Origin of the sequence: Picosynechococcus sp. PCC 73109 (genome assembly GCF_001521855.1) — a bacterium.
GTDB lineage: Bacteria > Cyanobacteriota > Cyanobacteriia > Cyanobacteriales > MRBY01 > MRBY01.
On record NZ_CP013998.1, the window covers coordinates 594,127 to 618,125 of the forward strand.

At 50.5% G+C, this 23,999-nt stretch carries 26 protein-coding genes; 12 read left to right on the top strand and 14 right to left on the bottom strand.

Annotation, left to right across the window (positions count from 1 at the left end; all coding sequences use genetic code 11):
• Window positions 1–8: 8 nt before the first annotated feature.
• The 3 genes from pcrA (at window position 9) to AWQ23_RS02835 (ending at window position 4,535) form a co-directional block, all read left to right on the top strand.
• Entirely contained in the window at window positions 9–2,375 is a 2,367-nt protein-coding gene (gene pcrA, locus AWQ23_RS02825; RefSeq protein ID WP_062432310.1) for a DNA helicase PcrA, read from the top strand.
• A 23-nt stretch (window positions 2,376–2,398) separates the two neighbouring features.
• On the top strand, window positions 2,399–2,980 hold the full coding sequence (locus AWQ23_RS02830) for a Uma2 family endonuclease (protein ID WP_062432313.1): 582 nt from the start codon (window positions 2,399–2,401) through the stop codon (window positions 2,978–2,980).
• Window positions 2,981–3,110: 130 nt separating this feature from the next.
• Window positions 3,111–4,535 (top strand): glycosyltransferase family 2 protein, encoded by a 1,425-nt coding sequence (locus AWQ23_RS02835; RefSeq protein ID WP_062436472.1) that lies wholly within the window; start codon window positions 3,111–3,113, stop codon window positions 4,533–4,535.
• 35 nt (window positions 4,536–4,570) lie between these two features.
• Here the strand turns inward: AWQ23_RS02835 and AWQ23_RS02840 are convergent, their stop codons facing one another.
• Entirely contained in the window at window positions 4,571–5,803 is a 1,233-nt protein-coding gene (locus AWQ23_RS02840) for an MFS transporter (RefSeq protein ID WP_062432316.1), read from the bottom strand.
• Window positions 5,804–5,841: 38 nt separating this feature from the next.
• Window positions 5,842–8,355 (bottom strand): O-antigen ligase family protein, encoded by a 2,514-nt coding sequence (locus tag AWQ23_RS02845; RefSeq protein ID WP_062432319.1) that lies wholly within the window; start codon window positions 8,353–8,355, stop codon window positions 5,842–5,844.
• A gap of 52 nt (window positions 8,356–8,407) precedes the next feature.
• On the opposite strand from AWQ23_RS02845, the gene AWQ23_RS02850 reads away from it, so the two are divergent.
• Complete coding sequence (locus AWQ23_RS02850; protein WP_062432322.1) at window positions 8,408–8,932, top strand: AAA family ATPase; 525 nt, start codon at window positions 8,408–8,410, stop codon at window positions 8,930–8,932.
• On the opposite strand, the gene AWQ23_RS02855 is transcribed toward AWQ23_RS02850, so the two are convergent.
• Both AWQ23_RS02855 and AWQ23_RS02860 read right to left on the bottom strand, forming a co-directional pair.
• Window positions 8,889–9,164 (bottom strand): DUF3143 domain-containing protein, encoded by a 276-nt coding sequence (locus tag AWQ23_RS02855; protein ID WP_030005814.1) that lies wholly within the window; start codon window positions 9,162–9,164, stop codon window positions 8,889–8,891. The two genes, AWQ23_RS02850 and AWQ23_RS02855, sit on opposite strands and share 44 nt — an antisense overlap.
• 85 nt (window positions 9,165–9,249) lie before the next feature.
• Window positions 9,250–9,735, bottom strand: coding sequence for a J domain-containing protein (locus tag AWQ23_RS02860; RefSeq protein ID WP_062432325.1), 486 nt, complete (start codon window positions 9,733–9,735; stop codon window positions 9,250–9,252).
• 59 nt (window positions 9,736–9,794) lie between these two features.
• Here AWQ23_RS02860 and AWQ23_RS02865 point away from each other — a divergent pair, with 59 nt between their 5' ends.
• The 3 genes from AWQ23_RS02865 (at window position 9,795) to AWQ23_RS02875 (ending at window position 11,880) form a co-directional block, all read left to right on the top strand.
• Window positions 9,795–10,529, top strand: a complete 735-nt coding sequence (locus AWQ23_RS02865; protein WP_157072186.1) for a DciA family protein — start codon at window positions 9,795–9,797, stop codon at window positions 10,527–10,529.
• A gap of 418 nt (window positions 10,530–10,947) precedes the next feature.
• Entirely contained in the window at window positions 10,948–11,223 is a 276-nt protein-coding gene (locus tag AWQ23_RS02870) for a hypothetical protein (RefSeq protein ID WP_062432330.1), read from the top strand.
• Between the two features lie 399 nt (window positions 11,224–11,622).
• Window positions 11,623–11,880 (top strand): DUF6761 family protein, encoded by a 258-nt coding sequence (locus tag AWQ23_RS02875; RefSeq protein WP_012306174.1) that lies wholly within the window; start codon window positions 11,623–11,625, stop codon window positions 11,878–11,880.
• A gap of 45 nt (window positions 11,881–11,925) precedes the next feature.
• On the opposite strand, the gene AWQ23_RS02880 is transcribed toward AWQ23_RS02875, so the two are convergent.
• The 4 genes from AWQ23_RS02880 to pyrF form a co-directional block, all read right to left on the bottom strand.
• Window positions 11,926–12,261 (bottom strand): hypothetical protein, encoded by a 336-nt coding sequence (locus AWQ23_RS02880; RefSeq protein ID WP_062432332.1) that lies wholly within the window; start codon window positions 12,259–12,261, stop codon window positions 11,926–11,928.
• A gap of 118 nt (window positions 12,262–12,379) precedes the next feature.
• On the bottom strand, window positions 12,380–12,709 hold the full coding sequence (gene grxD / locus AWQ23_RS02885) for a Grx4 family monothiol glutaredoxin (protein ID WP_012306176.1): 330 nt from the start codon (window positions 12,707–12,709) through the stop codon (window positions 12,380–12,382).
• 60 nt (window positions 12,710–12,769) lie between these two features.
• Entirely contained in the window at window positions 12,770–13,030 is a 261-nt protein-coding gene (locus AWQ23_RS02890) for a BolA family protein (protein WP_012306177.1), read from the bottom strand.
• Window positions 13,031–13,126: 96 nt separating this feature from the next.
• Entirely contained in the window at window positions 13,127–13,816 is a 690-nt protein-coding gene (gene pyrF / locus AWQ23_RS02895) for an orotidine-5'-phosphate decarboxylase (protein ID WP_062432335.1), read from the bottom strand.
• A gap of 202 nt (window positions 13,817–14,018) precedes the next feature.
• Here pyrF and chlG point away from each other — a divergent pair, with 202 nt between their 5' ends.
• From chlG to AWQ23_RS02915, 4 genes are all read left to right on the top strand, one after another.
• A complete protein-coding gene (gene chlG / locus AWQ23_RS02900; protein ID WP_062436474.1) occupies window positions 14,019–15,020 on the top strand; it encodes a chlorophyll synthase ChlG in 1,002 nt (333 codons plus the stop codon).
• 247 nt (window positions 15,021–15,267) lie between these two features.
• Window positions 15,268–15,957: a PHP domain-containing protein gene (locus tag AWQ23_RS02905; RefSeq protein ID WP_062432338.1), complete on the top strand. Its 690-nt coding sequence runs from the start codon at window positions 15,268–15,270 to the stop codon at window positions 15,955–15,957.
• A 243-nt stretch (window positions 15,958–16,200) separates the two neighbouring features.
• The gene (purF, locus tag AWQ23_RS02910; protein ID WP_062432341.1) at window positions 16,201–17,670 is read left to right on the top strand and encodes an amidophosphoribosyltransferase; all 1,470 of its coding nucleotides are present in this window, start codon (window positions 16,201–16,203) and stop codon (window positions 17,668–17,670) included.
• A gap of 42 nt (window positions 17,671–17,712) precedes the next feature.
• Window positions 17,713–18,669 (top strand): M48 family metallopeptidase, encoded by a 957-nt coding sequence (locus AWQ23_RS02915; RefSeq protein WP_062432344.1) that lies wholly within the window; start codon window positions 17,713–17,715, stop codon window positions 18,667–18,669.
• Window positions 18,670–18,755: 86 nt separating this feature from the next.
• On the opposite strand, the gene mtnC is transcribed toward AWQ23_RS02915, so the two are convergent.
• Genes mtnC through mtnB form a run of 3 tightly spaced genes read right to left on the bottom strand, consistent with a single transcriptional unit; the run spans window position 18,756 to window position 20,604 of the window.
• A complete protein-coding gene (mtnC, locus tag AWQ23_RS02920; RefSeq protein ID WP_062432347.1) occupies window positions 18,756–19,442 on the bottom strand; it encodes an acireductone synthase in 687 nt (228 codons plus the stop codon).
• On the bottom strand, window positions 19,439–19,969 hold the full coding sequence (locus AWQ23_RS02925) for an acireductone dioxygenase (protein WP_062432350.1): 531 nt from the start codon (window positions 19,967–19,969) through the stop codon (window positions 19,439–19,441). Before AWQ23_RS02925 ends, mtnC begins: the two co-directional genes overlap by 4 nt.
• The gene (gene mtnB / locus AWQ23_RS02930) at window positions 19,966–20,604 is read right to left on the bottom strand and encodes a methylthioribulose 1-phosphate dehydratase (protein WP_071884899.1); all 639 of its coding nucleotides are present in this window, start codon (window positions 20,602–20,604) and stop codon (window positions 19,966–19,968) included. Before mtnB ends, AWQ23_RS02925 begins: the two co-directional genes overlap by 4 nt.
• Before the next feature lie 300 nt (window positions 20,605–20,904).
• On the opposite strand from mtnB, the gene AWQ23_RS02935 reads away from it, so the two are divergent.
• Window positions 20,905–21,225, top strand: a complete 321-nt coding sequence (locus AWQ23_RS02935; RefSeq protein ID WP_012306186.1) for a hypothetical protein — start codon at window positions 20,905–20,907, stop codon at window positions 21,223–21,225.
• Window positions 21,226–21,345: 120 nt separating this feature from the next.
• On the opposite strand, the gene AWQ23_RS02940 is transcribed toward AWQ23_RS02935, so the two are convergent.
• The 3 genes from AWQ23_RS02940 to AWQ23_RS02950 form a co-directional block, all read right to left on the bottom strand.
• Window positions 21,346–21,810 carry an ATP-binding protein gene (locus tag AWQ23_RS02940; RefSeq protein WP_012306187.1) on the bottom strand — a complete coding sequence of 155 codons (465 nt, stop codon included), beginning with the start codon at window positions 21,808–21,810 and terminating at the stop codon, window positions 21,346–21,348.
• Window positions 21,811–21,979: 169 nt separating this feature from the next.
• Complete coding sequence (gene rlmD, locus AWQ23_RS02945) at window positions 21,980–23,338, bottom strand: 23S rRNA (uracil(1939)-C(5))-methyltransferase RlmD (RefSeq protein ID WP_062432356.1); 1,359 nt, start codon at window positions 23,336–23,338, stop codon at window positions 21,980–21,982.
• Between the two features lie 69 nt (window positions 23,339–23,407).
• Window positions 23,408–23,995: a peroxiredoxin gene (locus AWQ23_RS02950; RefSeq protein WP_062432358.1), complete on the bottom strand. Its 588-nt coding sequence runs from the start codon at window positions 23,993–23,995 to the stop codon at window positions 23,408–23,410.
• Window positions 23,996–23,999: the final 4 nt, after the last annotated feature.

A 23,999-nucleotide genomic window follows, 5' to 3' on the forward strand; every position in this document is an offset into this window, starting at 1 on the left:
TACCTTCCATGTCTGACTTGTTAGCCCAACTCAACCCCTCCCAACGTCGTGCTGTTGAACATTTTTGTGGGCCACTCCTGGTGGTGGCTGGGGCTGGCTCAGGCAAAACCAGGGCTTTGACGTTTCGCATTGCCCATTTGATCCGCAACCACCGTGTTGATCCAGAAAATATTCTGGCCGTCACCTTTACGAACAAAGCCGCCCGCGAAATGAAAGAACGGGTGGAACTGCTCTATGCCCAACAGCTCGCAGAACTGCGACATGGTAAACCCTTGGGAGGGCTGCCGGAGTTTGAGCAAAAAAAATTGCGATCGCAGGTTTACAAACAAGTCACTAAGCAGCTTTGGATTGGCACGTTTCACAGCCTCTGCGCGCGAATTCTCCGGTACGACATCAACAAATATCAGGACGAACGGGGCCGCACCTGGCAGCGCAATTTCACGATCATGGACGATAGCGACGTCCAGACATTGATCAAACGCATTGTCACCCAGCAACTGAACCTAGACGATAAAAAATTTAATCCCCGTACCATCCGCTATCAGATTAGTAACGCCAAAAACCTCGGCCTTGCCCCCAATGACTATGCCCGGCAGCAAGGGGGTTACAAAGGCAAAGTGGTGGCGGAAGTTTATGAAGCCTATCAAACGGCTTTGGCGGCGAATAATTCCCTTGACTTTGATGATTTAATCCTGATCCCGGTGCGGCTGCTCCAACAAAATGAATCGATCCTCGGCTATTGGCACAGTCAATTTCACCATATTCTTGTGGATGAGTATCAGGATACAAACCGGATTCAGTATGAGTTGATTCGGCTACTCAGTACCAATGGCGAAACAAACCAGGCCGCTTTGGGTTGGCATAATCGCTCTTTGTTTGTTGTTGGCGATGCGGATCAATCCATTTATTCGTTTCGGATGGCGGACTTCACAATCTTGCTGGAATTCCAAGAAAATTTTGGCGATCGCCTCCCCGATGACGAGACCCAGACGATGGTTAAGTTGGAGGAAAATTACCGCTCCCGGGAAAATATTCTGAAAGCCGCCAATGCCTTGATCGAGCAAAATAGCCAGCGCATCGATAAAGTGCTCAAGGCCACCCGGGGCGCCGGGGAAGAAATTTATTGCCACAAGGCGGATAACGAAAACGAAGAAGCGCGGTTTGTTTTAAATCAAATCCTCGGTCTGCGGCGCAAAAATCCAGAACTCGACTGGGGCGACTTTGCGATCCTCTACCGCACCAATGCCCAATCCCGTCCCTTTGAAGATCTCCTGATTCGTAACAATATTCCCTACCAAGTGGTGGGCGGCTTCAAATTCTATGACCGCAAAGAGATTAAAGATGCCCTCGCTTACCTCAAGGCGATCGCCAATCCCGCAGATACCCTGAGCCTGATGCGGGTGATTAATACTCCCAAGCGGGGCATCGGCAAAACCACCGTCGATAAACTTAACCACGCCGCCCAAGAATTAGGCTGTCCCCTCTGGGAAATCCTCAGCGATGAAACCTCTGTGGCCACCATTGCCGGGCGGGCGGCTCGGAAAATTAACGAGTTTACGGGGCTGATCCAGGAAATGCAGGGCAAAATGGCGACCATGCGCGGTGCAGATATCCTCGATTATGTGATGGAAAATTCCGGCTATATCGATGATTTAAAAATGCAAGGTACTGAAGAAGCCGACAGTCGTGTGGAAAATATTTCCGAGCTTTACAATGCAATGCTGCAATTCCAAGACGAAAACGAAGACAGCAGCTTAAATGGCTTTTTGGAAAATGCGTCCCTTGCTTCGGATCTCGATAACCTCAATGATGAGTCCCAGCAAGTTTCTTTGATGACACTTCATTCGGCCAAGGGTTTGGAATTTCCGGTGGTCTTTTTGGTGGGGCTAGAGCAGGGGCTATTTCCCCATACCCGCTCCTTAAATGATCCCGTTGCTTTAGAAGAAGAACGACGGTTGTGTTACGTGGGCCTGACCCGCGCTCAAGAGCAATTATTCCTCAGCTATACCAGGGAGCGGTATATGTGGGGTTATCGAGAACCTGCCGTTGCCTCGCAATTTCTCGCAGAACTCCCCCAGGAGTTGGTAACTTCCAATGGGCGATCGCCAGCCCCAATGCCCCCGAAGCAGGAACCCAAAATGATGTCCATTAGCCAGAAGCAGCGCTCCCAGAAAAGACGGGAACGGCAGGCGGCTCGTACCGAAGTGGCCCAACAAAAATGGGACATTGGCGATCGCGTCCATCACAATGTTTTTGGGGAAGGAGAAGTGATCAAAATCTTTGGGGATGACAAAAAGACCAACCTAGCGATCCAGTTTCCGAATCTCGGTAAAAAAATCATTGATCCCCGGGTGGCCCCGATGAAAAAGCTTTAGGTAAACGCTCATCACAGAAAATTATGATTGCTCTCAGTGACCATACACACCTAACCCCAGAGGAATATCTCGCCTTTGAAGCGACCAGTGATATCCGCCATGAATATGTCGATGGTGAGCTGTATGCCATGGCTGGCGGCACAGGAAACCACAATTTGATTAGTTTGAACTGTGCTATGTTGTTGAGAAATCATCTGAAAGGCTCTGGCTGTCTGACGTATATGTCTGACATGAAAGTAAATGTCACAAATCAGCAACGCTTTTTTTATCCAGATGTCCTTGTAACCTGCGATCGCCGCGATGATCCGGCCCAGACTTATCTCAACTTTCCGAAACTGATCATCGAAGTGCTTTCTCCCTCGACAAAAAATTTCGATCAAACCGCTAAATTTTTGTACTATCGCACCCTGCCCAGCCTAGAAGAATATCTACTCGTTGGCACAGAAAGCCCCTTTGTGCAATGTTTTCGCCGACAGACCCAAGACATCTGGACAGTACAAATTTACGAAGGGCTTGAGGCGATCGCCCATTTAGAATCCTTTGATCTTGATGCCCCCCTCACGGACATTTACGAAGGAGTAACCTTCACTGCGCCAACTCCGTAGCGATGGTCACACAGTCCCTTGAGAACCGTTCCCCAAGGGGGCAGGCCTATCGATTATCATGAATGTCGAGCGGCAAACGCAATTATCCCCAGCCCCCGAACCGCACTTTTTGGAAGAGGAGAATCTCCGCATGGCAAATCAACCCTGGCAAACCGATGACAATCACGATCCCCTTGGGGCTTTTTTAGATGAACTGACTGATCCAGAGGTGGCCGAAGCGGAATTTCGGAGTGATTTTTTCCAGGGATTAGGGGGGCGTCGCAAAAAGTCAGCCTTTATGCTTAGTTTCATCTGGGCGATCGCCTTTGTCCTGCACAGTGTGAGCTGGGGGTCAACGGCGGTTTTGGGGGCTACGGGTCTGCTTTTGGTTCAGGCCATCCGTTTGGTTAGCGCCCAGCCTGATCCCCAACCCCAACCCCTAGCTGACGAGGATTTAACCACTGCACCCATCGTTTCCCTCATTGTCTCGGCGAAGAACGAAGAGGCAGTGATTGGGCGTTTAGTAAAAAATCTCTGCCAATTGGATTACCCGACGGCGAAATGTGAGGTCTGGTTAATTGATGATGCCAGCACCGACAAAACGCCCCAGATCCTCGATCAATTGGCCCTGGAGTATCCCCAGTTAAAGGTGGTGCATCGCTCTCCCAATGCCGGTGGTGGGAAGTCAGGTGCCCTCAACCAAGTTCTAGCCCAAACCCAGGGCGAAATTATTGCGGTCTTTGATGCCGATGCCACGGTACCGTCGGAATTTTTGCGCCATGTGGTGCCCCTCTTTGCCGATGAGAATGTCGGGGCGATCCAAGTCCGGAAGGCGATCGCCAACGAACCGCTAAATTTCTGGACGAAGGGTCAAGCCACAGAAATGATCCTCGACAGTTATTTTCAACAACAACGGATTGCCCTGGGGGGCATCGGCGAATTACGGGGTAATGGTCAGTTTGTGCGCCGTTCTGCCTTGGATCAATGTGGTGGTTGGAACGAAGAAACGATCACCGATGATTTGGATCTCACCATCCGCCTTCACCTGGACAATTGGAAAATTGGCTTTTTGCTTAATCCCGCTGTTAACGAAGAAGGAGTCACCAAGGCGATCGCCCTCTGGCACCAGCGCAGCCGTTGGGCCGAAGGGGGTTACCAGCGCTACCTCGACTATTGGCGATATTTCTCGAATAAGCGCCTCGGCTTTGGTAAAAAAGTCGATCTCTTTTCCTTTATTTTGATGCAATATTTGCTCCCCACTGCGGCGATTCCCGACTTTATTTTTGCGGTACTGAAGGGCCATTTACCCGTCCTGATGCCGATGACGACCCTCGCCCTCGGCCTTTCCCTCTGGGCAATGGTGCAGGGAAATATGCGTGTCTATCGCGAGTTGCCCTGGACTTGGGCGAAGGTCACGAAAATTTTTACGGCCTGTGGTCTGACGATGGTTTATATGCTCCACTGGATGGTCGTGATGCCACTGACTACGGCCCGGATGTCGGTGCGCCCCAAACGGCTCAAGTGGGTTAAAACCACCCACCAGGGAGAAGAAGAAAGTTTTGTTTCTCAGACTTAGTGAATTTATAGGAAATAATTGACCATTGAACGGAGTTAACCCTCCGTTTTTTTGTGGGTGATGAGGGTTTCGAGGTACCGCAAGGTTAACAGACAAGGGACAATACTCACTGCCCCCGCCAGCCAAAATCCATGGGCGATCGCCGGCACCTGATCCAAGGCCCAACCGCCGATCGGTGGCCCAATTAAATAACCAATCGCCCAACATTGGGAATTGAGCGCCAAGTAAACACCCCGTTGGGAGGCTGGGGCGAGATCAACCACTAAAGCAGAAGCGGCTGGGGTATAGGCATCGGTGGCTAGGGCTAAAATCCCCAGACTGGCGATCGCTCCCACCAATGCCGGAATCGCGCCCATGCCAGCCCCCCACATCACCGTAAAGCCTATTCCCCACAACAGCAGAGAAACCATCAGGGCATGGGGTCGGCTTAAGCCATTTAAACGCCGGGCAATGGGCAACTGACAGACGGAAGCAAACACGATATGCCAGGCAAACAGGCCACTAATCACCTGGGGCGAAAATTCAATAAAATTCGTGAGGTATAAGGGCGCTGTACTTTGGATCTGGGCGATATACAGCGTAAACATCACATTGACGGCCATGTAAATTACCAGCCGTTGATCCTGGAGGGCCGTTAACCAGCTATTACCTTCAGCTTTAACATCCTCGTGGCTTTGGTAGGTTTCGGCGATCGCCACCCAGATCACCCCAAAAAACACCACAAAACTGACGCCATCGAGGACAAACAGCAAACGATAATTTTGAATCGTCGCAATGATCAAGCCCCCCAGCATCACCCCTGTACCGAGGCCAATGTTGTCCGCCAGGCGCACCAAGGCAAAGGCTTCATTGCGCTGACTACCGCTGGTTAAATCTGCCACCACCGTTTCTGTGGCGGGCCAATACAGACCGATCCCCAAGCCCATTAACAAATTTCCCAACACCAACAGCCAAAACGTATCTGCCGTTGCCAAAGCCACATCGGCGATCGCTGAAACTCCTGCGGCGGCCAGCAGCGTTTTTTTGCGTCCCCAGGCTGGATTATCCGCCCCTGTTCCCCCTAAAAAACGGCCCACAACCCCCGAAACCGAGGCACTCCCTAACGCGAGGCCCACCTGGGTCGCTGATAGGCCCACTTGATTTACGAAAAAGATCGGCGCATAAAAGGCAGTGAACCCGGTGCCAATCTGGGAAAGGAGTCGGCCTGCTGCGAGGATCCAGATCTGGCGATCAAGGCCCAACAGCCAAGTTTTTGATGCATTACCCATGAAATTTTTAAATTGCGCTTAAATGTTGACCGTGAAATCTATTGTTCCCTGAGTTGGAAATCGTTTTCAGTGGGGTGAGGCAGGCCCAACGCCTCGGTACGGACATCGTTGATCAGCTGATCTAAAACCGGGAACGTGCGGGGATAACCACTTCCCAGCCCCAACAGTGACAGGAGACGAAACGTCTGGAGATCATCGGGACGCAACACCGTATCCACCGCTTCAAAATCCTCACTACGGTAAAGCAATCGAGAGGCTAGGCGCTCACTACCGACGGGTTTGGCAAGTTCGACAATCTGCTTCAGCCATGCCTGGAGCGTCACCCCTTCGGCACGGCGGGAGGTCAGGAGATAGGTTTGGGAGTCTTCTGCATCGGCTTGTTTGAGGTTTAGATTCAGATTAAAGTCCGGCTGAAACCAGGCCTTGAGAATGAGCCAACGGGTATTATTGTCTGGGTTTTGGGTAATTTGTTGGTCGATGATTTCCAAGGCTTGTTCGGGTTGGCGATCGCCTAAAATCAACGCTTGCACCATTGGTGAAAATTGGCTGAGATGATCCCGGTGGGGAATCGGCAGACCATGCCACCAGGCCAACCAGGCCATTCGCTCTTGGAGGGTGATAACGTAGGGATCCTGGGGATCGAGACGATCCAGGAGGTCTTGGTACAAAGCGAGGGACGCTTCGACGGCCTCCACCCGCACCGCCGCAAAGGGTTCTTGATCCCATTGGCCGAGGGTCATGATATTGGGGTCGACTAAGCCCTGGAGCGCAAAGGCGGCGATCGCCTTTTCCCGTTGATCGGTCTGGAGGTAGGTTTGACCGAGGAGAAAATAGGTGGGTTCTGCCTCCCGTGATAACAACTGGATGGCCCGTTCAAAGTATGGTTGCGCCAAGCTTGGATCTAATTCCCGCAGCACAACCCCTGTATTAACGTTGGCATAGTAATCGTTGGGGATCAGGGAGTGGGCATCGAGGAAATATTCCGCCGCCAGTTCTGTGGTTTGTTGGTTGCTTTCTGGGTTATCCGTTGCTTGGCGCGTTCCCCACAGCCACAGGCCCAAGCGGAGGGGATAGTTCACATTCCAGCCATTGAGGGCATAGGCGCGGTTCACTGCGGTAAAGGCCGCTTCCGGTTGCCCATTGGCCCAGAGGGTCTGCCCCCGTGAAAAAAGATACATCCCAGCACTGTAGGGCACAGCAACTAACAAGGCCCCCAGAAAACCAGCGAGGCTTCCTAAGCTCCACAAACGGCGTTCGGGAATGGGCAAGGGTTGGGGAGTGGCTTCGTTTAAAACCTGATCTGCAACACTCAGCAGCAAAATAATGGTCAAAGTTAGGGTAAGGCTGATGGGGATATTTTCTAATTGATAATCGGTGAGGGTCGCCATGGCGTAGGCAAACCAACCGCCCCCCAAACCATAGAACAACCGTTTGATTTTCGGGTTATCTGTGTGGTGATGGATACGATGACCGAGCCGAATTAGCTGCACCAAGAAAAAGGTGATCGCCACCCCACCGATTAAACCCAGTTCTCCCAGGAGTTGGATCGGATTGCTGTGGAGTTGTTGGATGTGGGCGGCGCCGGAGCCGACATTGATCGGACGATAGAGGTTATATTCCCGGGACATATTCCCAGGGCCGACCCCCGTTAAAGGGCGATCTCGCAAAATATTTAAGCCTGCCTGCCACATAAACAAGCGGTCTTCGGTTTCCCCATCCACCTGAAACTGCACCGTTGGGAGGCCATCGTTGAGATCAATTTGAATCAGCCGCTGCACCCGGGGGTGTTGTAACCCCGCTGTCACCATGATCCCCAACAGAAATAGGGCAATGGTGCCGGAGATTAAACGTTTTTTTCCTTTTGTGCGGCCAATAACGAAGGCAATGGTGGCGATCGCCCACAAAAATAACCCCACAAATCCCCCCCGGGAGGAGCAAGTGTAGAGGAGATAAAGCAGGGGAGTACTCAGTACCAAGAGTAAACCCCGCATTTTTCCCCGGTGGGCAAGGGCAAAGCTCAAGATCATCGGCAACACAAGACAGAAATAGGCCGCCATAAAGTTGTGATGGCCCAGGGGAATGGAGTTGCGTTCTAGCTCGCCAGCGGTCATTAACCAACCAATCAGGCTCACGAAACTGATCCCAAAGCCCAGCCCCACGAGGCCCCGCCATTGATTTTGCCAAGTCCAAACACCCAGGCCGCCAAGGTTCCGGAGACCATAGAGGACAACGCCATACCCGGAAACAGTGACGAGATTAAATAGGGCAACCCCTTTAAACGGCGCAAATACGGTGGATAGTCCACAGGCGATCGCCACCGCGAGAATGCCCCAATCCAAACCATAGCCTAGGGGACGAAAAGGCAGCTCAAATTTCCGGAGCATCACCAAGAGGGCAAGGCCCAACAGTAAGAATCCCCCCTGCCAGAGTAAGATCCAAGGGAAGGCGGCCATGAGGTAATAACTCGGCGGCAAAAACATAAAAAAAATCAAGAGTGCCAAGCCCCCGCAGGCGAGCCAGCGTCCCATTGTCATCTCAGCAAAAGTTTTCATCTATCCCCGTTGATTCGTCGATATTACGCAAAACTATGAGTTCAAACTGATTGTGTTTTCCTCGGCACAACCCCCATCGCATTTTCTCATTGGTGCCCCTGGTTCTGGCAAATCTACCTTTGCCCAGTGGTTGCGCCAAACTATGCCCCAGGCTTGCTTAATTTCTACCGATGGGATTCGGGCGCAATTGTACGAGGATCCAGGGATTCAAGGGGATTGGCCCACCATTGAGGCGATTGTGCTGTGGCGGCTACACCAGGCGATCGCCCAGGGAAAACCTGTCATTTATGATGCCACCAACTGCCATCAACCCTGGCGATTAGATTTTTTAGAAAAATGCCCGCCCATGGATTGGCTGGCTTGGTATTTAGCTTGTCCTCTAGAGATTTGCTTGGCCCGTAACCAAAGGCGATCGCGCCAGGTTCCCCCAGAAATTATCGAAAAAATGATCCACGATCTCGAAGCCGCGCCACCCCAGGCCCAGGAAGGCTTTCTGGAAATCATTACTCTCCCGGATTTGCAACCAGAAACCCTTAAGGCCCTGAAAAAACAGCAGCTTCAATATCTCGACGGCTGAGGGAATATTTAAACGAACGCTCAATATCAGAACCATCAGCCCCCGCTTTGAGGTAGGACACTGCCAGCTCTTCGATTTCGAGGCGAATTTCTGCTTGCCAACCAGGGCGGCCGACTGTCCAACAGTGGAGATTTTGGGGATCTTGCTCGCAGCCCATCTCCCGGAGCCACTGCTCAATTTTGGGGAGGGGATGGTTGTAGAGGGGGCTATCAAGGGAAGGCATCGTGGACATGGTTTTGGTAGAGGGTGATTGGCTTGGCTCAAAAGGCCACAGTTCAGTCTACCAATTTCTTTTTGGTGACAACTGCACTGCAACCCTAAAACAATCCCTCTAGATTTAGGTCTTGGCGGCTAATCCCTAGGGCGATCGCCAACAATACACAACCGACAAAAGTTAAACCCATAATAAAAAGCGCGAAAATTTCCCCCGCCGAGAGGGGCCGATCCGTCGGGTCTAGATAGGCAGAATTTGAATAACCACGCTCTCCCTGCTCATTTTGTAAGGGCTGGATCACACTGTAGCGAGAAAAGCCAATCTGCAAATCGTAAAGCGATCGCCGCTCCGGACTGCTTAAAATGCCGTAGGCTTCATTGAGACGTTGAAACTTTGCCGTGGCTTCCGCTTCCGGTAAAACCGTCGTATCGGGGTGAAACTGCTTGCTAAGTTCCCGGTAACGTTGGCGGATTTCTAGCGGCGATGCCGTCGGTGATAGGCCCAAAAGACCATAATGACTCTGGGCAATGCGTGTTTTGACATCAAGGACTTTTTCGGTGGTGCGAGACCGTTGGGAAGAACGAGCCATCGTGAACAAACCCCAAAGACTTGCCCCATATTTTATCGTTCTCTCTCCCCAGAGGTAATGTGGTAGTCACAGACAAAAGGCGATCGCCCTTTCGCCATTTTCCCTTGTCCTTTGCCTGTCCTTTGCCCTGCATTCTCCGACGCCCCATGGGATTCCAATCCATTGATCATCTCCTCAACCATCTGCTTGACCAACCCGCCTGGGCGCACCAAAAACGTTTTACAGCCGTTAATAAGCGTTGGCAAAAGATCCTGCCGAAAAAAAGCCTGGCTAACAGTCATCCCATTCGGATCATTGATGACGTTTTGTGGGTCGCCACCCCCAATCACACCTGGTCACAGCATCTAAATCTCCAGCGCCGCCGCCTGCTGGCCCAGCTCAATGCCCAACTAAACCCTCCCCTCAAGGATCTCCGGTTTTCTACCGTCCACTGGCACCGACGGCCTGCCTATTCCCCCCTGGCCGCCGACCCAAATCTCCCCCATCCGAGCCAGATCCCTCCTCGTCCAGACCAACCCCAGCGCCCGGATGCTCGTCAAACAAATCAAGATCCCCTCGAAGCTGCACGCCACTGGGCCGAAACCCAAAAGCAACTCTTCGCTGGGTTACCTGCCTGTCCCCGTTGCCAAAGAGCGACGCCCCCTGGGGAACTACAACGGTGGCAGGTTTGTAGCTTTTGCATTGTGCAGGTTTGGCAGGAACAACAACCCTTAGGTTTGGGCCTTCCTCCCGAATCTTCGGCCCCGGAAACTTCTACCGAGCCAGAAAATGCTCCCCTTGAGGATGATCCCTAACTCACTTTTTGCAGGGAATAAAGCAAAGTGCCAGAATCGCGACTGCCGACCTGTGGGAATTCTGAAATGTTCGGTAAAAATATGGCGATCGCCAAGGTTTTTTGGACGTAATCACTGGCTTATTTTATTTTTCTGGGGAAATACAGAGAAAAAACATCTTGATTGTTAAATGATCCCCATAGTGAATTGATTGCGTTTTTGCCATATCTTAGGGGGTTACAGGCACATATACCTATTTAAAATTACTGTTAAGAAGTTGAAACATCAAATATAAAAAAAAACAAACTTTAATTGTGCCTTGATCCGGGTTAATCAAGGGCAGGGATTAAGCTTCAGGGGATCTGGTGATCTGGGTAACAGTCACATAATGAAAACATAAATAAAATTTTTATGACATGGGATCCCTAGGGGAGCGTTTATGAAACCGCAAAGTTGCTCAGTCTCCACTTGTAAGCATTGTCGTTGTTTTCAGGCTGAAGGGCGTCGTGGCGGCATCTGTAAACGCTTCGAAACGTTTGCGGCAGGGGACTGGACAAGCTGTCCCTTTGCACTCCCTATTTTTGAAGACAGTTGGGAACCCACAACGGATCTGGTATTGCTCGAAAAATCTTTTTCGTTGGAGTGTGTGGCCCAAAAAGTACCAACGGCGATCGCCCCGCTGCCAACGACCTATTCTGAGATTCATCCCCAATAGTCGGGATTGGCTCTCTGGCCGACAAAGAAATGGCTTTAAAAACAAAAAATTGATGGCAAAAAACTTAGCATGGGCAACCATGCTTTTTTACTGGTGTTGTTCAGCGAAAAAATAACGGCGATCGCCCCCGTGGTGTAAAAATTAATTTTGGGAAATACTTTTATTTTTTTGTTGGTAAAACTTAATATTGTTTTAAGAAAAATTATCGGCAATTAGGGTATTTGAAGGGGATTTTTGTTGTTGTGCGAAGAGCCGAGATCTCCTTTAAAAGGGAAAAAAATCAGCGCCAATTCACAAAAATCGCTAAAATAGGGCCAAGAGAAACAGGTATCAGGTGACACGATAACCGTTTCCCTCTGTACCCAAACTCATCTACTGTTTTTTTAATCTTCCGTGACTATGCTCCAAGACAGTCTCACCATCCGCTACTATCAACGCTTAACGGACGCCATGGTAGAACTGTGGCGCAGAGGCAACCGCTATGAAGATATTCGTCAATACATGGACGGTTATATTGCCTGTCTTCACCACACGGGAGCCCTTGAAGTGTACAAGATTCACCGCTTAGAAGAAGAAGTTTTTCGTTTTCTGCGGGATCCATCCAATTTTGAGATGGCCTACCCCCAAACCCAAACGGAAACAGATTTCTATTACTAAGGCTGCCGTCGGGGCAAGGGAATTTTTGTCCCTGGGGCGTTGTTTTTACCAGGGAGCATCGACAATGGAAGCAGATTGTGGGGTCACGGCCTGACCGGCAAGGCGTTCAACCGTTGCTTCAAGGTGATCCTCCCCAACCACTTCACTCTGGAAATCCCGAAGACTTTCTAGGCCAGGATGCTCATCAAGCAGCTCTTCTCGTAATTCGTAGCCACTGACTCGAAAAAGCCAGGGAACCCTATTAAAGTTGGGATGCTTGGTAGGTATACTTTTGACACCAGAAACGGTGATGTAACGGCGGTGACCGGCACGTAGCGGGGGGAGCTCGGCAGCAAGCTTCTCCCCTCGTAGTAGGCGCTTATAGAGATCGGGGCTAAGCATAACCTGGGGATTTTTGGCCTATCTAAGACGGCCAGAATGTAGGGAAACAGCCTCTGACTTCACAGGTATGTGGCGCTGTTTCCCAAAGTTATTTTTCGTTTTCGAACAGGCGATCGCCTTAGGACGCGAGGGCGACCTCAAGCATCTCATGGAGTTCCTTCGAGTTGTAAAGCTCGATCATGATGTCGGAACCACCAACAAATTCTCCATTGACATAGACCTGGGGAATCGTCGGCCAGTTGGAATATTCCTTAATGCCTTGGCGCACATCGTAGTCTTCTAGGACATCAAAGGTCTGGTATTCAACGCCGAGACTGTTAAAAATTTGCACAACGTTGTTAGAAAAGCCACATTGGGGCATTAGCTTACTGCCCTTCATGAACACAAAAATTTTGCTGCTGTTGACCAATTGGTCGATTTTTTCGCGGGTTTCAGGGGTTAAAGACATCTATTTTTCCTCATAGTATGGGTTGACAAGGGTTCAGGAAAACATTGTTTCCCCGACCGTTTAAGTGGGTTGACCCACTTCTGCCCATTTCTCCGGGGTGAAAGTCCGCAGGGCTAAAGCATGGATCGCTTCTGAGGCTAAATCCTCCTTGAGGGCAGCATAGACCATTTGGTGTTGGCGTACCCGGGATTGACCTGCAAAGTCGGGGGAAACGACGATGGCCTCTAGGTGATCGCCGCCACCGGTGAGATCTTTCACGAACACTTGGGCTCCGGAAAGATGGGTTTCAATGGAGGTTTTGACTGCCGATAAGCTAACCATAGGTAATTAGTGTGAAATCAATCCTAAATGTAAGCAGGAATACTTAAGCCATTGTATCTTTAGTCTTCCGTCTCTGGATTTGCTGGGGTGAATGATTTAGGCGATCGCCAACTCTGCTTGAATTTTCTGCCAAGCCGCTTGGGGATCTGCGGCCTGGGTGATCGGTCGGCCAATGACGAGGTGATTTGCTCCCTGTTGGAGCGCCGCCTGGGGAGTCATGACCCGCTGTTGATCCCCTGATTGAGCCCAGGTGGGCCGCACCCCTGGACAAACTAAGGTGAAATCTTGACCGCAACATTGCCGCAGCATCGCCACTTCCTGGGGGGAACACACCGCCCCATCTAACCCAGCGCCTTGGGCCAGGTTGGCCATGTGTTGGGCAAAGGCATCGAGGGGCAGATCCACTTGCAAATCGTCCCGCAACTGGTCTGGACTAATGCTGGTGAGGACGGTAATCGCAATTAGTTTAGTCGGAGAATCTCCGAGGGCTTCTTTGGCCGCCGTTAAGGCGATCGCCCCGGCAGCACCGTGGATAGTCAGAAGATCTACTTCATAGGCCCGCGCCGAACGGCAGGCACCAGCAACGGTATTGGGAATGTCGTGGAATTTGAGATCAAGAAAAATGCGTTTGCCCTGGTCTTTGAGGTAGCGCAAAATATCCGGCCCAGTGGCGACAAATAATTCTAGGCCCACTTTCCAGAAAGTGACCTCCGGTAAGCTCTCGACTAAGGCGATCGCCGCAGGGAGATCCGGCACATCCAGGGGCACAATCACAGTATCTTGCATCAGTTATTGCTTGCGTAAATTTCATTAGAGACGGTCATGTTCAGCATAACGGTGTTTTGAGCTTTTTGAGCCAAGGCTCACCCATTGGCAAAATCCCACCGGGGACTAGGTTAAAATAAACCCCTTGCGGCGTAATATGCCCAATGACGAGTGGTTTTCCTTTACGCTCTTTTTCTGTACAAAATATTCCAATCCAGACGCCATGACAGAAACGCCTAATCCAGACACAAAACCAGCCACAGCCCCAGAGGAACAGGGTTCTAAGGCTCGCCAACTCCTCGGCATGAAAGGCGCCGCTGGGGGGGAAACCTCCATCTGGAAAATTCGCCTGCAATTGATGAAACCCATCACCTGGATTCCGCTGATCTGGGGGGTTGTTTGCGGGGCAGCATCCTCCGGTGGCTATGTGTGGGGAGTCGAAGATTTTCTCAAGGCCATGACCTGTATGTTGTTGTCAGGGCCTTTACTCACGGGCTATACCCAAACCCTTAATGATTTCTATGACCGGGAGATTGATGCGATCAATGAACCCTACCGTCCTATTCCTTCGGGGGCAATTTCTGTACCCCAGGTAGTGACGCAAATTCTCGGACTCCTGGGTTCTGGCATCGGTTTGAGCTATCTCCTCGACCGTTGGGCGGGCCATGATTTCCCCGTGATGTTGGTCTTAACGGTGGTGGGCTGCTTCATTGCTTACATTTATTCTGCGCCGCCGCTGAAGCTGAAACAAAATGGTTGGCTTGGGAACTATGCCTTGGGAGCGAGTTATATTGCGCTGCCTTGGTGGGCTGGCCACGCGCTGTTTGGGACGTTGACGCCGACGGTGATGGTGGTGACCTTGATCTATAGTTTTGCGGGTCTAGGGATCGCCGTTGTGAATGATTTCAAGAGCGTCGAAGGCGATCGCCAACTGGGTTTAAAATCTCTCCCGGTCATGTTTGGAGTCGGAACTGCAGCTTGGATTTGTGTGCTGATGATTGATATTTTTCAGGTGGGCATTGCGGGTTACCTGGTCAGTATCCACGAACAGTTATATGCCACGATTCTCTTGCTGCTTGTGATTCCCCAAATTACCTTCCAAGATATGTATTTCCTGCGGGATCCCCTGAAAAATGATGTGAAATACCAAGCCAGTGCCCAGCCTTTTTTGGTGTTGGGGATGCTGGTGGCAGGCCTTGCGATGGGTCATGCGGGGATTTCCTAAGCTTTATTTTCTCGGCTTCACCTGGCTCTTGTTTGCTTAAATTTTCGGCAATGCAGATCGGGTTCTTTCTCTCCGGGTCGTTGAGGACACGGGGGGATTTTTTAATGGTGCTGCCCAAGGGCAAAAATCTTTGCTATCTTGTTTGTAACAATTTGCAATATCTAATCTTTTTTTCAGGTTTTCTTTACCCTTTTATTACCATCCCGCTCGCCCTTTAAATCTGCGATCGCCAAAGATCGCCTTCGCCATGACTTCTACTTTGTCTGTTCCAAGTGCGGCTCAAGATTTGCAAGCGCTCGAAAAGGCTTGGCGCAGTCTAACGGCAACCAGTTGCCCCAATCAATACAACTTCCACATGCATTCGGTCTGTTCCGATGGTCAGCTCACCCCAACAGAAATTGTTGACCAGGCGATCGCCATTGGCTTAAAAGGCTTTGCGATCACTGACCACCACACGCTCCAAGGTTACCAACAGGCCCAAGGCTACCTCAGCCGACAGCAGAACGAGACGACACGACCCTTGCCCCACCTCTGGACGGGCATCGAAATTAACGGCATCCTCCTTGATACCACGGTACATATCCTCGCCTATGGGTTTAACCCCGATCACAGTGCGATCGCCCCTTACTTTAACCGGGAAATTCCGGAAGGCGATCGCGCCGCAGCAGCAGTGATTATTGACGCGATCCATGCCGCTGGAGGGTTAGCTATTCTAGCGCATCCCGCCCGTTATCGTCGTCCTGCCACGGAGTTAATCCCGGCAGCCGCATCCCTTAACATTGATGGTGTAGAAGCCTATTACGCCTACGACAACCCAAAACCCTGGGTGCCTAGCCAAAAACATACCCCGGTGGTGGCTGCCCTCGGCCATCAGCACAATCTATGGCTCACCTGCGGCACAGATACCCATGGTCGCAGCCTCCAGCAACGACTTTAGGGATCGCTGCGAAACTTTGATCCCCGCATAGCAAAATTCTGGCCTAAAATAAACTTACCTAAGGAATATTTTCCTCCTTTGCCCCCATTAATCATGCCGCGACCCTTAAAACGAGATTAAGTGGGGTTAAAGCCTTTGTGGATTTTGTCCCTCAAGGCATTCATTGACGTGGTATTGTAGCCATCGTAACCGCTGAATTTCCTTACTCTTTTTCACCCACTAACTAGGAGTGCAACCTGTAGGATGACTGTCCCTCAAACTGTCTATGCCAACGATCTTCCCGACAAACCCAAGGAATACTGTGGTGTTTTCGGCATCTATGCCCCAACGGAAGAAGTGGCAAAACTGGCATATTTCGGACTCTTCGCGCTCCAACATCGGGGGCAAGAATCCGCAGGGATCGCGACCTTTGACGGTACGCAAATGCACGTGCACAAAGGTATGGGCCTTGTTTCCCAAGTTTTTAGCGAAGAAAAATTGCAGGAACTGCCTGGGGTTTGGGCTGTGGGCCACAACCGCTACTCCACAACTGGCTCTAGCCATAAGTGCAATGCCCAGCCTGCCCTTGAAGAAACTCGCCTGGGGACTTTGGCCCTCGCCCACAACGGCAACCTGGTGAACACCATCGAGCTGAAGGATAAGTTGTTGTCCCTTGCCGATGGTCTAGATTTTCAGACGACTACAGACTCAGAAATGATCGCTAAGGCGATCGCCATCTATGTCGATCAGGGGAAGGATTGGACTGAAGCGGCGATCGCAGCCTTTAATCTCTGCTCCGGTGCCTATAGCTTAGTCATCGGCACCCCGAACGGCATTATTGGTGCGCGGGATCCCCAGGGAGTCCGTCCCCTTGTCATTGGAACTCTCACCGAGGAAGATGGCAGCACCCGTTATGTTTTGGCCTCTGAAACCTGTGCCCTCGACATCATTGGTGCGGACTATCTGCGGGACGTCGAACCAGGCGAAATGGTCTGGATCACTGAATCTGGCCTAGCTGCCCAGCAGTGGTCTGAAAAACCAGACCGGAAGCTCTGCGTTTTCGAGATGATCTACTTTGCCCGGCCCGATAGCATTGTCCACGACGAAACCCTTTTTAGTTACCGTCTCCGCCTGGGGGCGCAATTGGCCAGAGAATCCAACATTGAAGCCGATCTCGTCATGGGGGTTCCTGACTCTGGCATTCCCGCCGCCATCGGTTTTTCCCGTGCCTCTGGGATTCCCTTTGGGGAAGGACTCATTAAAAACCGCTACGTAGGCCGTACCTTTATTCAACCGACCCAGCACATGCGGGAAGTGGGCATCCGCATGAAGCTCAACCCCCTAAAAGATGTCCTCCAAGGTAAACGAATTATCATCGTGGACGACTCCATTGTGCGCGGAACCACCAGCCGTAAAATTGTCCGGGCGCTCCGGCAAGCTGGGGCCGCCGAAGTCCATATGTGCATTTCTTCGCCCCCTGTGACCCATCCCTGTTTCTACGGCATCGACACCGACAGCCAAGATCAACTGATTGCCGCAACAAAGACCTTGGCTGAAATCGAAAAACAAATTGAAGTTGATTCCCTGACCTACCTCAGCAAAGAGGGCATGCTGGATGTCACCAACGAACGCACTTCTAGTTTCTGTACTGCCTGTTTCGATGGTCACTATCCCATTGAAATTCCGGACGCGATCAAGTCATCTAAGCTAATGTTAGAAAAAGCCACTGTCTAGCAAAGCCGTTCCCATGGATTGAGAGCGGTAAAGGAAGTATTAATGCCGACCTATCCCGGAATTTCTAGCGAAGCCTTTCGTCATCCCCTTGATCGCCAAGCGGAAGAAGCCCTCCGTAATCTGCCCGGTTTTAAGCTGTTGGCCAGTCGTTTTGTGGAATATATCTACGAACGACCCCAGCAGGTTTTTTTAATGGGCAACAATATCAAAGCAGGCCCCCGTCAGTATTCAACCCTGTACGGCATTTTTCGGGAATGTGTCCATGATTTGGATATTTCCCCAGAGCCGACTCTTTATGTCAACCAAAATCCGATGGTGAATAGCTATGCCCTCGGCCATGATCATCCTTACATTGTGGTGAATACGGGGTTGATGGATTTACTCAATGAAACAGAGTTACGGACGGTGATGGCCCACGAGTTGGGCCACATTAAATGCGACCATACGATCTTGATCCAAATGGCAATGTGGGCCATGGGGGCAGCTTCTTTCCTGGGGGAAATTACCCTTGGCCTCGGTAATGTCATCACCACAGGGTTACTTTACGCTTTTTATGAATGGCGGCGGAAGGCAGAACTTTCGGCGGATCGGGCCGCTCTCCTGGTGATGGATGATCTCAATCCCATTTTGCACACCATGATGAAGCTCGCCGGCGGCAGTACGAAATACGGCCACGAAATGAGTTTGACTGAGTTTACTCAACAGTCCCAGGATTACGATGAACTTGATCAGGATCAATTGAACCAAATTTATAAGTTTTTAATCTATAACGGCGGTAATGGGACATTTTTGAGTCATCCTTTCCCGGTGGAACGCTTGAGTTTTATCAAAACTTGGGAAGCCTCTGAGGAATATCAACGGATTAAGCAGGGTCATTATGCCCAAGCGGGCGCTGGTTCAGTAGACGTGAATGCCGAAGATGAAAGTGATCTAGACAGTTTGCGTCGCCAAATTGAAGAACTCAAAGCAGAAATCAAAAAGGCCAAAGGAGCCGAATAAATCCCGTGGGGGATAAAGGATTGGAGGGGTATGGCTAGGGCTGAGGTTAGAATTGCGATGTTGAGCGATGCCAGCAATGCACCCCCTTAATGCAGGCTTGTAATTGCCCCAAAGTCCGTAACTTGCTGATGGGTCGGAGAAGCAGTTGTTCCGGGGCGGACGAGTTGCCATGCTTGGTATCCGGCTTGGATCGCCGCGTCTAATTCGGCAGGGACATCCGATAGAAACAGGATTGCCTCAGGGGGCAGTTGCACAGCCTGGGCGATCGCCTGATAAGATTGCACATCTCGTTTTTGGCCGACCTTGAGATCAAAGAAGTAATCGAAGTAGCCCGTGAGGTCACCATAGTCAGAGTAGCCGAACAGGAGCTTTTGGGCCTTAACCGAGCCAGAGGAATAAATCCCCAGCTGGATGCCCTCTTTTTGCCACTCTTTTAGTTTGGGCAATACATCTGGATAAACATGGCCCCGGAAATCGACGTTTTTGTAACCCTCTTCCCACAAAAATCCTTGCATTGCTTTCAAGGGAGGAACTTTGCGGTCTTCTACTGACCATTGGTGTAGTGTGGCGATCGCCCCAGTTTGATCGAGAGATATTCCGGTTTCAGTGAGGGCTAAATCCTGCACCTGCTTGAGGATTGCCGCAATTTCTGGTTCCTCGGCACGGCTGGCAATACTTTGAATATTGTCCCGAAAATAAGGAAACAACACATCAAACACAAAACTCACAGAGGTGGTTGTGCCCTCGATGTCCATCAAGACAAACTGAATCATAGGGTGATGGCGCGGTATTGTTGTTCAACTTGGGAGCCGGTGTAGTGGGGCGTCCAGCCTGCGGTATCCGAGAAAATACGAATGGCTTTCACATTGGGAACTGGCCCCGCATCAAACCAGTGCTTAGTACCTTGGGGGACAGATATTAAATCGCCCGCTTCGCAACAAACATTAAACACGGCGGTACCGTCGAGGTTAAACCAAAATAAACCCTGACCAGCGACAAAAAAGCGCACTTCATCTTCGGAGTGGGTATGTTCTGCGAGAAATTTTTCGCGGATCGCTTGGTAGTTTTCAATGCCACTGTGGATATTCACCACATCGGCGCTTTGGTAACCATTGGCCGCCATAAAAGGATCGAGCACATCGGCATAGGCGGCGAGAATGTCTGCTTGGGACGCCTCCTGGGTTAATTGGGCCGGCGTTTCCCATTGCTCAAACCAAATACCATGGCTTTTTAAAAAATCTTTGATCGTCGCGGGGTCGGTCAAGGTTTGTTTCGATTCGGTCTGATGTAACGTCGTCATCGGGCAGCCAAGGGGGGCGTGATTTTCAATTGCTCAAGCTCGCATTCTAACATGAACTCCCAAACCTCTAGATGACGCTTGGCGATCGCCAAGGTTTCTCCCCAGGCATAGAGGCCATGTTTTGCGATCAAAAAGCCGTAATTATTTAACTCCTCCTGTCGCTGGGCGAGTTGTTGACAAAATGATTTCATGTCTTGGTCATTGGCGAAAATCGGTAAGGCGATCGCCGTTTCGTGGGTGGTTTGACCCGCAATCCCCTTAATTACCTCATAGCCGCTAAAAGTAACAGCCTGTTTCGCCGCAAATATCCCAGACAACAACGTTGCTGCCACCGAATGGGTATGCAACACACAGGTAATTCCCGGAAAGTTTTGATAAATAAAGCAGTGAATTAAAGTTTCTGCCGAAGGCTTAATCCCTTCATCGGGGAGCAGTGGCAAACCCGTTGTATCTACTGCAATAAAATCCTCCGGTTGAAATTGAGATTTATCAACGCCACTGCGGGAGACAAAAATAACTTGATCTTCGTCCAAAAATGAATAATTCGTCGAAGTGGCCGGTGATTTTCCCTGGGCATGCAGTTGCCGTATCACAGCACATAGCCTTTCTTTTTGGGTCTGGTTCTCTAAAGACATTTGGGCACAAATAAAGCAGAAAAAATAAAAGCAAATCTTAATATTTTACTGATTGATGTCATGGTTAGCGCAACATTTCTAGCGACAACTGGGACTTTATCTTTTTACGGGAAATTTTTAGCCAAAACACCATTGCAGATAAGTGTTTTTACTCAACTTTTAGTTGCTTTCTTTGTTAATTGATGTTGCAACTTTGACCATTCATTCTCATAAATCGTTTACAACCAGAACATGATGCTGACTACAATCAGTCATCTTTGGCTAAAAACAAAAATAAAAATTAAAAATCAATTATTGATGATGGATAACGAAATTAAAAAATACCGCATGGTTTGCACCCTAACCTTTGGCGATATTTATGGGCAAATTATTGTTTGGCTGATTGTCATCTTTCTGAGTCTTGCGACCACCCTTGCCCTTTGGAGTGCAACCCGGCAAGTTTATGCCCTGGCCACCGTTGCCCTTGTTGTTGTCTTATCTTTGCCCTTTCTCTTATTTGCCTTTGTGACAACGCTACTCAATCACATCGAATTCGTGCCCATGGGCGAATCCGAATCTTCTAAAACCTTCCCAAGCCGTCGTACGCCCCCTTCCTCTACTAATCCGGCAACGGCAAGCTAGGGATGAATTACGGAAGTGATGGCCCAGCCAGAGATAACAGTTAAATAGCCCCATGAAACAGGGGCGCTAGTGGTTGCACTAGAGAAATCTGGAAAAATTCTGAAGACTTTCTGGGGCCGCTTAATGGATTGACGGTGCAGAGTCTAGGGAGATCACCGGGGCGCTACTGAAGCGTTTACTTAAGCGTAATTGATTACCGGCGGCGTTCCAGTGAATTTGGTCGAAAATTTGATAGAGCAAACAGAGGCCACGACCACATTCATCTTCTTCAGGGGGGAGGAGATCATCATTTAACTGACAACATTGAGCCTGACGGTCAAAGCCTTGACCCTCATCGGTAATAATCCATGAGCATTGTTCTGCCCCCATGTAGAAATGAACAATGACTTTTTTGCTGGGATCTAGTCGATTACCATGTTTGGCCGCATTAATTAGTGCTTCCTGGAGACCGAGTTGAACTTCGTAGCGCCAGTCACTGGGGATACGGTCTAGGAGAAGGTCGAGAATCGGGACTAAGTAGAGGGTAGAGGCAAAACTGAGGGTCGTCCAATGGGATTTTAGCGGCGGCAATGAAATCGCGATCACAGTTAATGCTCCTTTGGGGATGTGCGCAGGGATGAATGGGGAAAACTGGGCTCAGTGGGGTAGCTTATGGCATAAACCCAAAAAGTAGTGGTCACAACATAGTTTGTTTGCCTGTAGGGAATCCCGAACGATCTTGCCGTGGTTTCTGCCTTGTATTATACAAAAAATTTTAGGTTTCCACGAAATTCAAGAGAACGGCGCATTCGACATGGGGCGTTTGGGGAAAGAAGTCGGCGGGCTGCACCCACTGAATTTGGTACTGTTGGGTGGCACAAAGGTGTTTGAGGTCGCGGGCGAGGGTTGCAGGATTACAACTGATATAAACAATTTGCTTGGGTTTGCTGTGAAGGAGAGCATCGAGCACCTGGCGATCGCAGCCTTTACGGGGGGGATCAAGGAGCACGATATCAGCGGTGACATCCAGACTGGGCAAAATTGATTCTACGGTGCCAGCGTGGAATTCCACATTATGGATATCGTTGTGGTGGGCATTTTCCCAGGCCTGCTGGATCGAGCTTGCCTGAACTTCGATGCCGATCGCCTGCTGGACTTTTTTCGCTAGGGGCAAGGTGAAGGTTCCCACACCACAATAGGCATCGACGAGGATTTCTTCGCCCGTAAAAGTGAGCTGTTGAGTAATTGCTGCGAGGAGGGCTTCGGCAGCGCTGGTGTTGACTTGGAAAAAGGTTTCGGGCCGCAGCTTGAGGGTTAGCCCCGCAAAGATTTCTTCGAGGTAGGGACGACCGGCGATCGCCTTTGTGGTGTCACCCCAGATGAGGTTGCCTTTTTTCGGGTTTTCATTCAAACAAACTCCCACGAGACCAGGATATTCTTCGAGCCAGGTTTCAGCTTGGGTTTCTAGGTTCACCAAATCAGCACTGGTTGAGATCAAAGTAAGGAGCATTTCCCCGGTGCGCTGGCCAATGCGGAGAGCGAGGTGGCGTAATTTGCCCTGGTGTTTGGTTTCGTTGTAGATCGACCAGCCTTGGTTTTGGATGTCAATTTTGACATTTTCCAAGAGGGGATTGAGGCGCGAATCCTGTACTGGGCATTTGTTGAGGTTGATCAGTTGGTGGCTTCCTTTGCGGTAATACCCGGCTTGCACATTGCCCATGCTGCTGGAACGACCCAGGGGATAGGTGGCCTTATTGCGATAACTCAATGGCCCATCACCACTCAGGATTGGCTGAATCTCGAGATCCTGGAAACCACCGATGCGTTGGAGGGCCTGTTGAATTTCGTTGGTTTTGACCTGTTGTTGTAGAGAATCTTCTACCTGGAGCCACTGACAACCGCCACATTTGTCCGCCACGATACAGGGAGGACGCCGCCGCTCTGGGGCTGGTTCTAAAACTTTTTGCAGTTGACCGATGGCATATTGGCGCTTGAGACGGACGATCCGCACCTGGAGGCGATCGCCTGGCACCGTATCCGGCACAAACACAACTTGATCCCCATGGCGACCGACCCCAGCCCCCTGGCTATTAAGGTCATGGATGGAAAGTTCAATCAGATCGCCTTGGTGCATGGTGCTAAGTTCGCTTTCAAAGTGCCTTCACACTTTAGCCTTTCTTGCGGTCAATCTTGCAGTTTTTCTCTAGAGGGTCGAGAAATAAGCCTGGGCTTCGCTTGGGTTTGGCACCATGGTGCGATCGCCCACTTGCCAATCGACGGGACAAACTTCATTGTGATTAGTCTGGACGTGCTGAATCGCTTGGAGTACCCGCAGGGTTTCGTCAAGGCTACGGCCAAAGGAAAAATTATTCACGGTAATGTGTTGGATCATTCCTTCCGGGTCAATGATAAAAAGTCCCCGCAGGGCGATCCCCGCTTCCGGTTCGAGGACGCCGTAGGCCGTGCTAATGGTTTTGTTTAAATCAGACACCAGGGGAAAGGCTAAATCGCCCACGCCACCCATTTTGCGGTCTGTTTGGATCCAGGCGAGGTGCGCAAATTCACTATCTACGGAAACACCCAATACTTCCGTATTGAGTTTTTGAAATTCCTCGTGGCGATCACTAAAGGCTCCTACTTCTGTTGGACAGACAAAAGTGAAATCGAGCGGGTAGAAAAACAACACCACATATTGCCCCCGATAGTCGGACAACTTAATGGTTTTGAACTCTTGATCAATGACGGCGGTAGCGGTAAAGTCCGGTGCCAATTGTCCCACTTGTGCGGCCATGGTT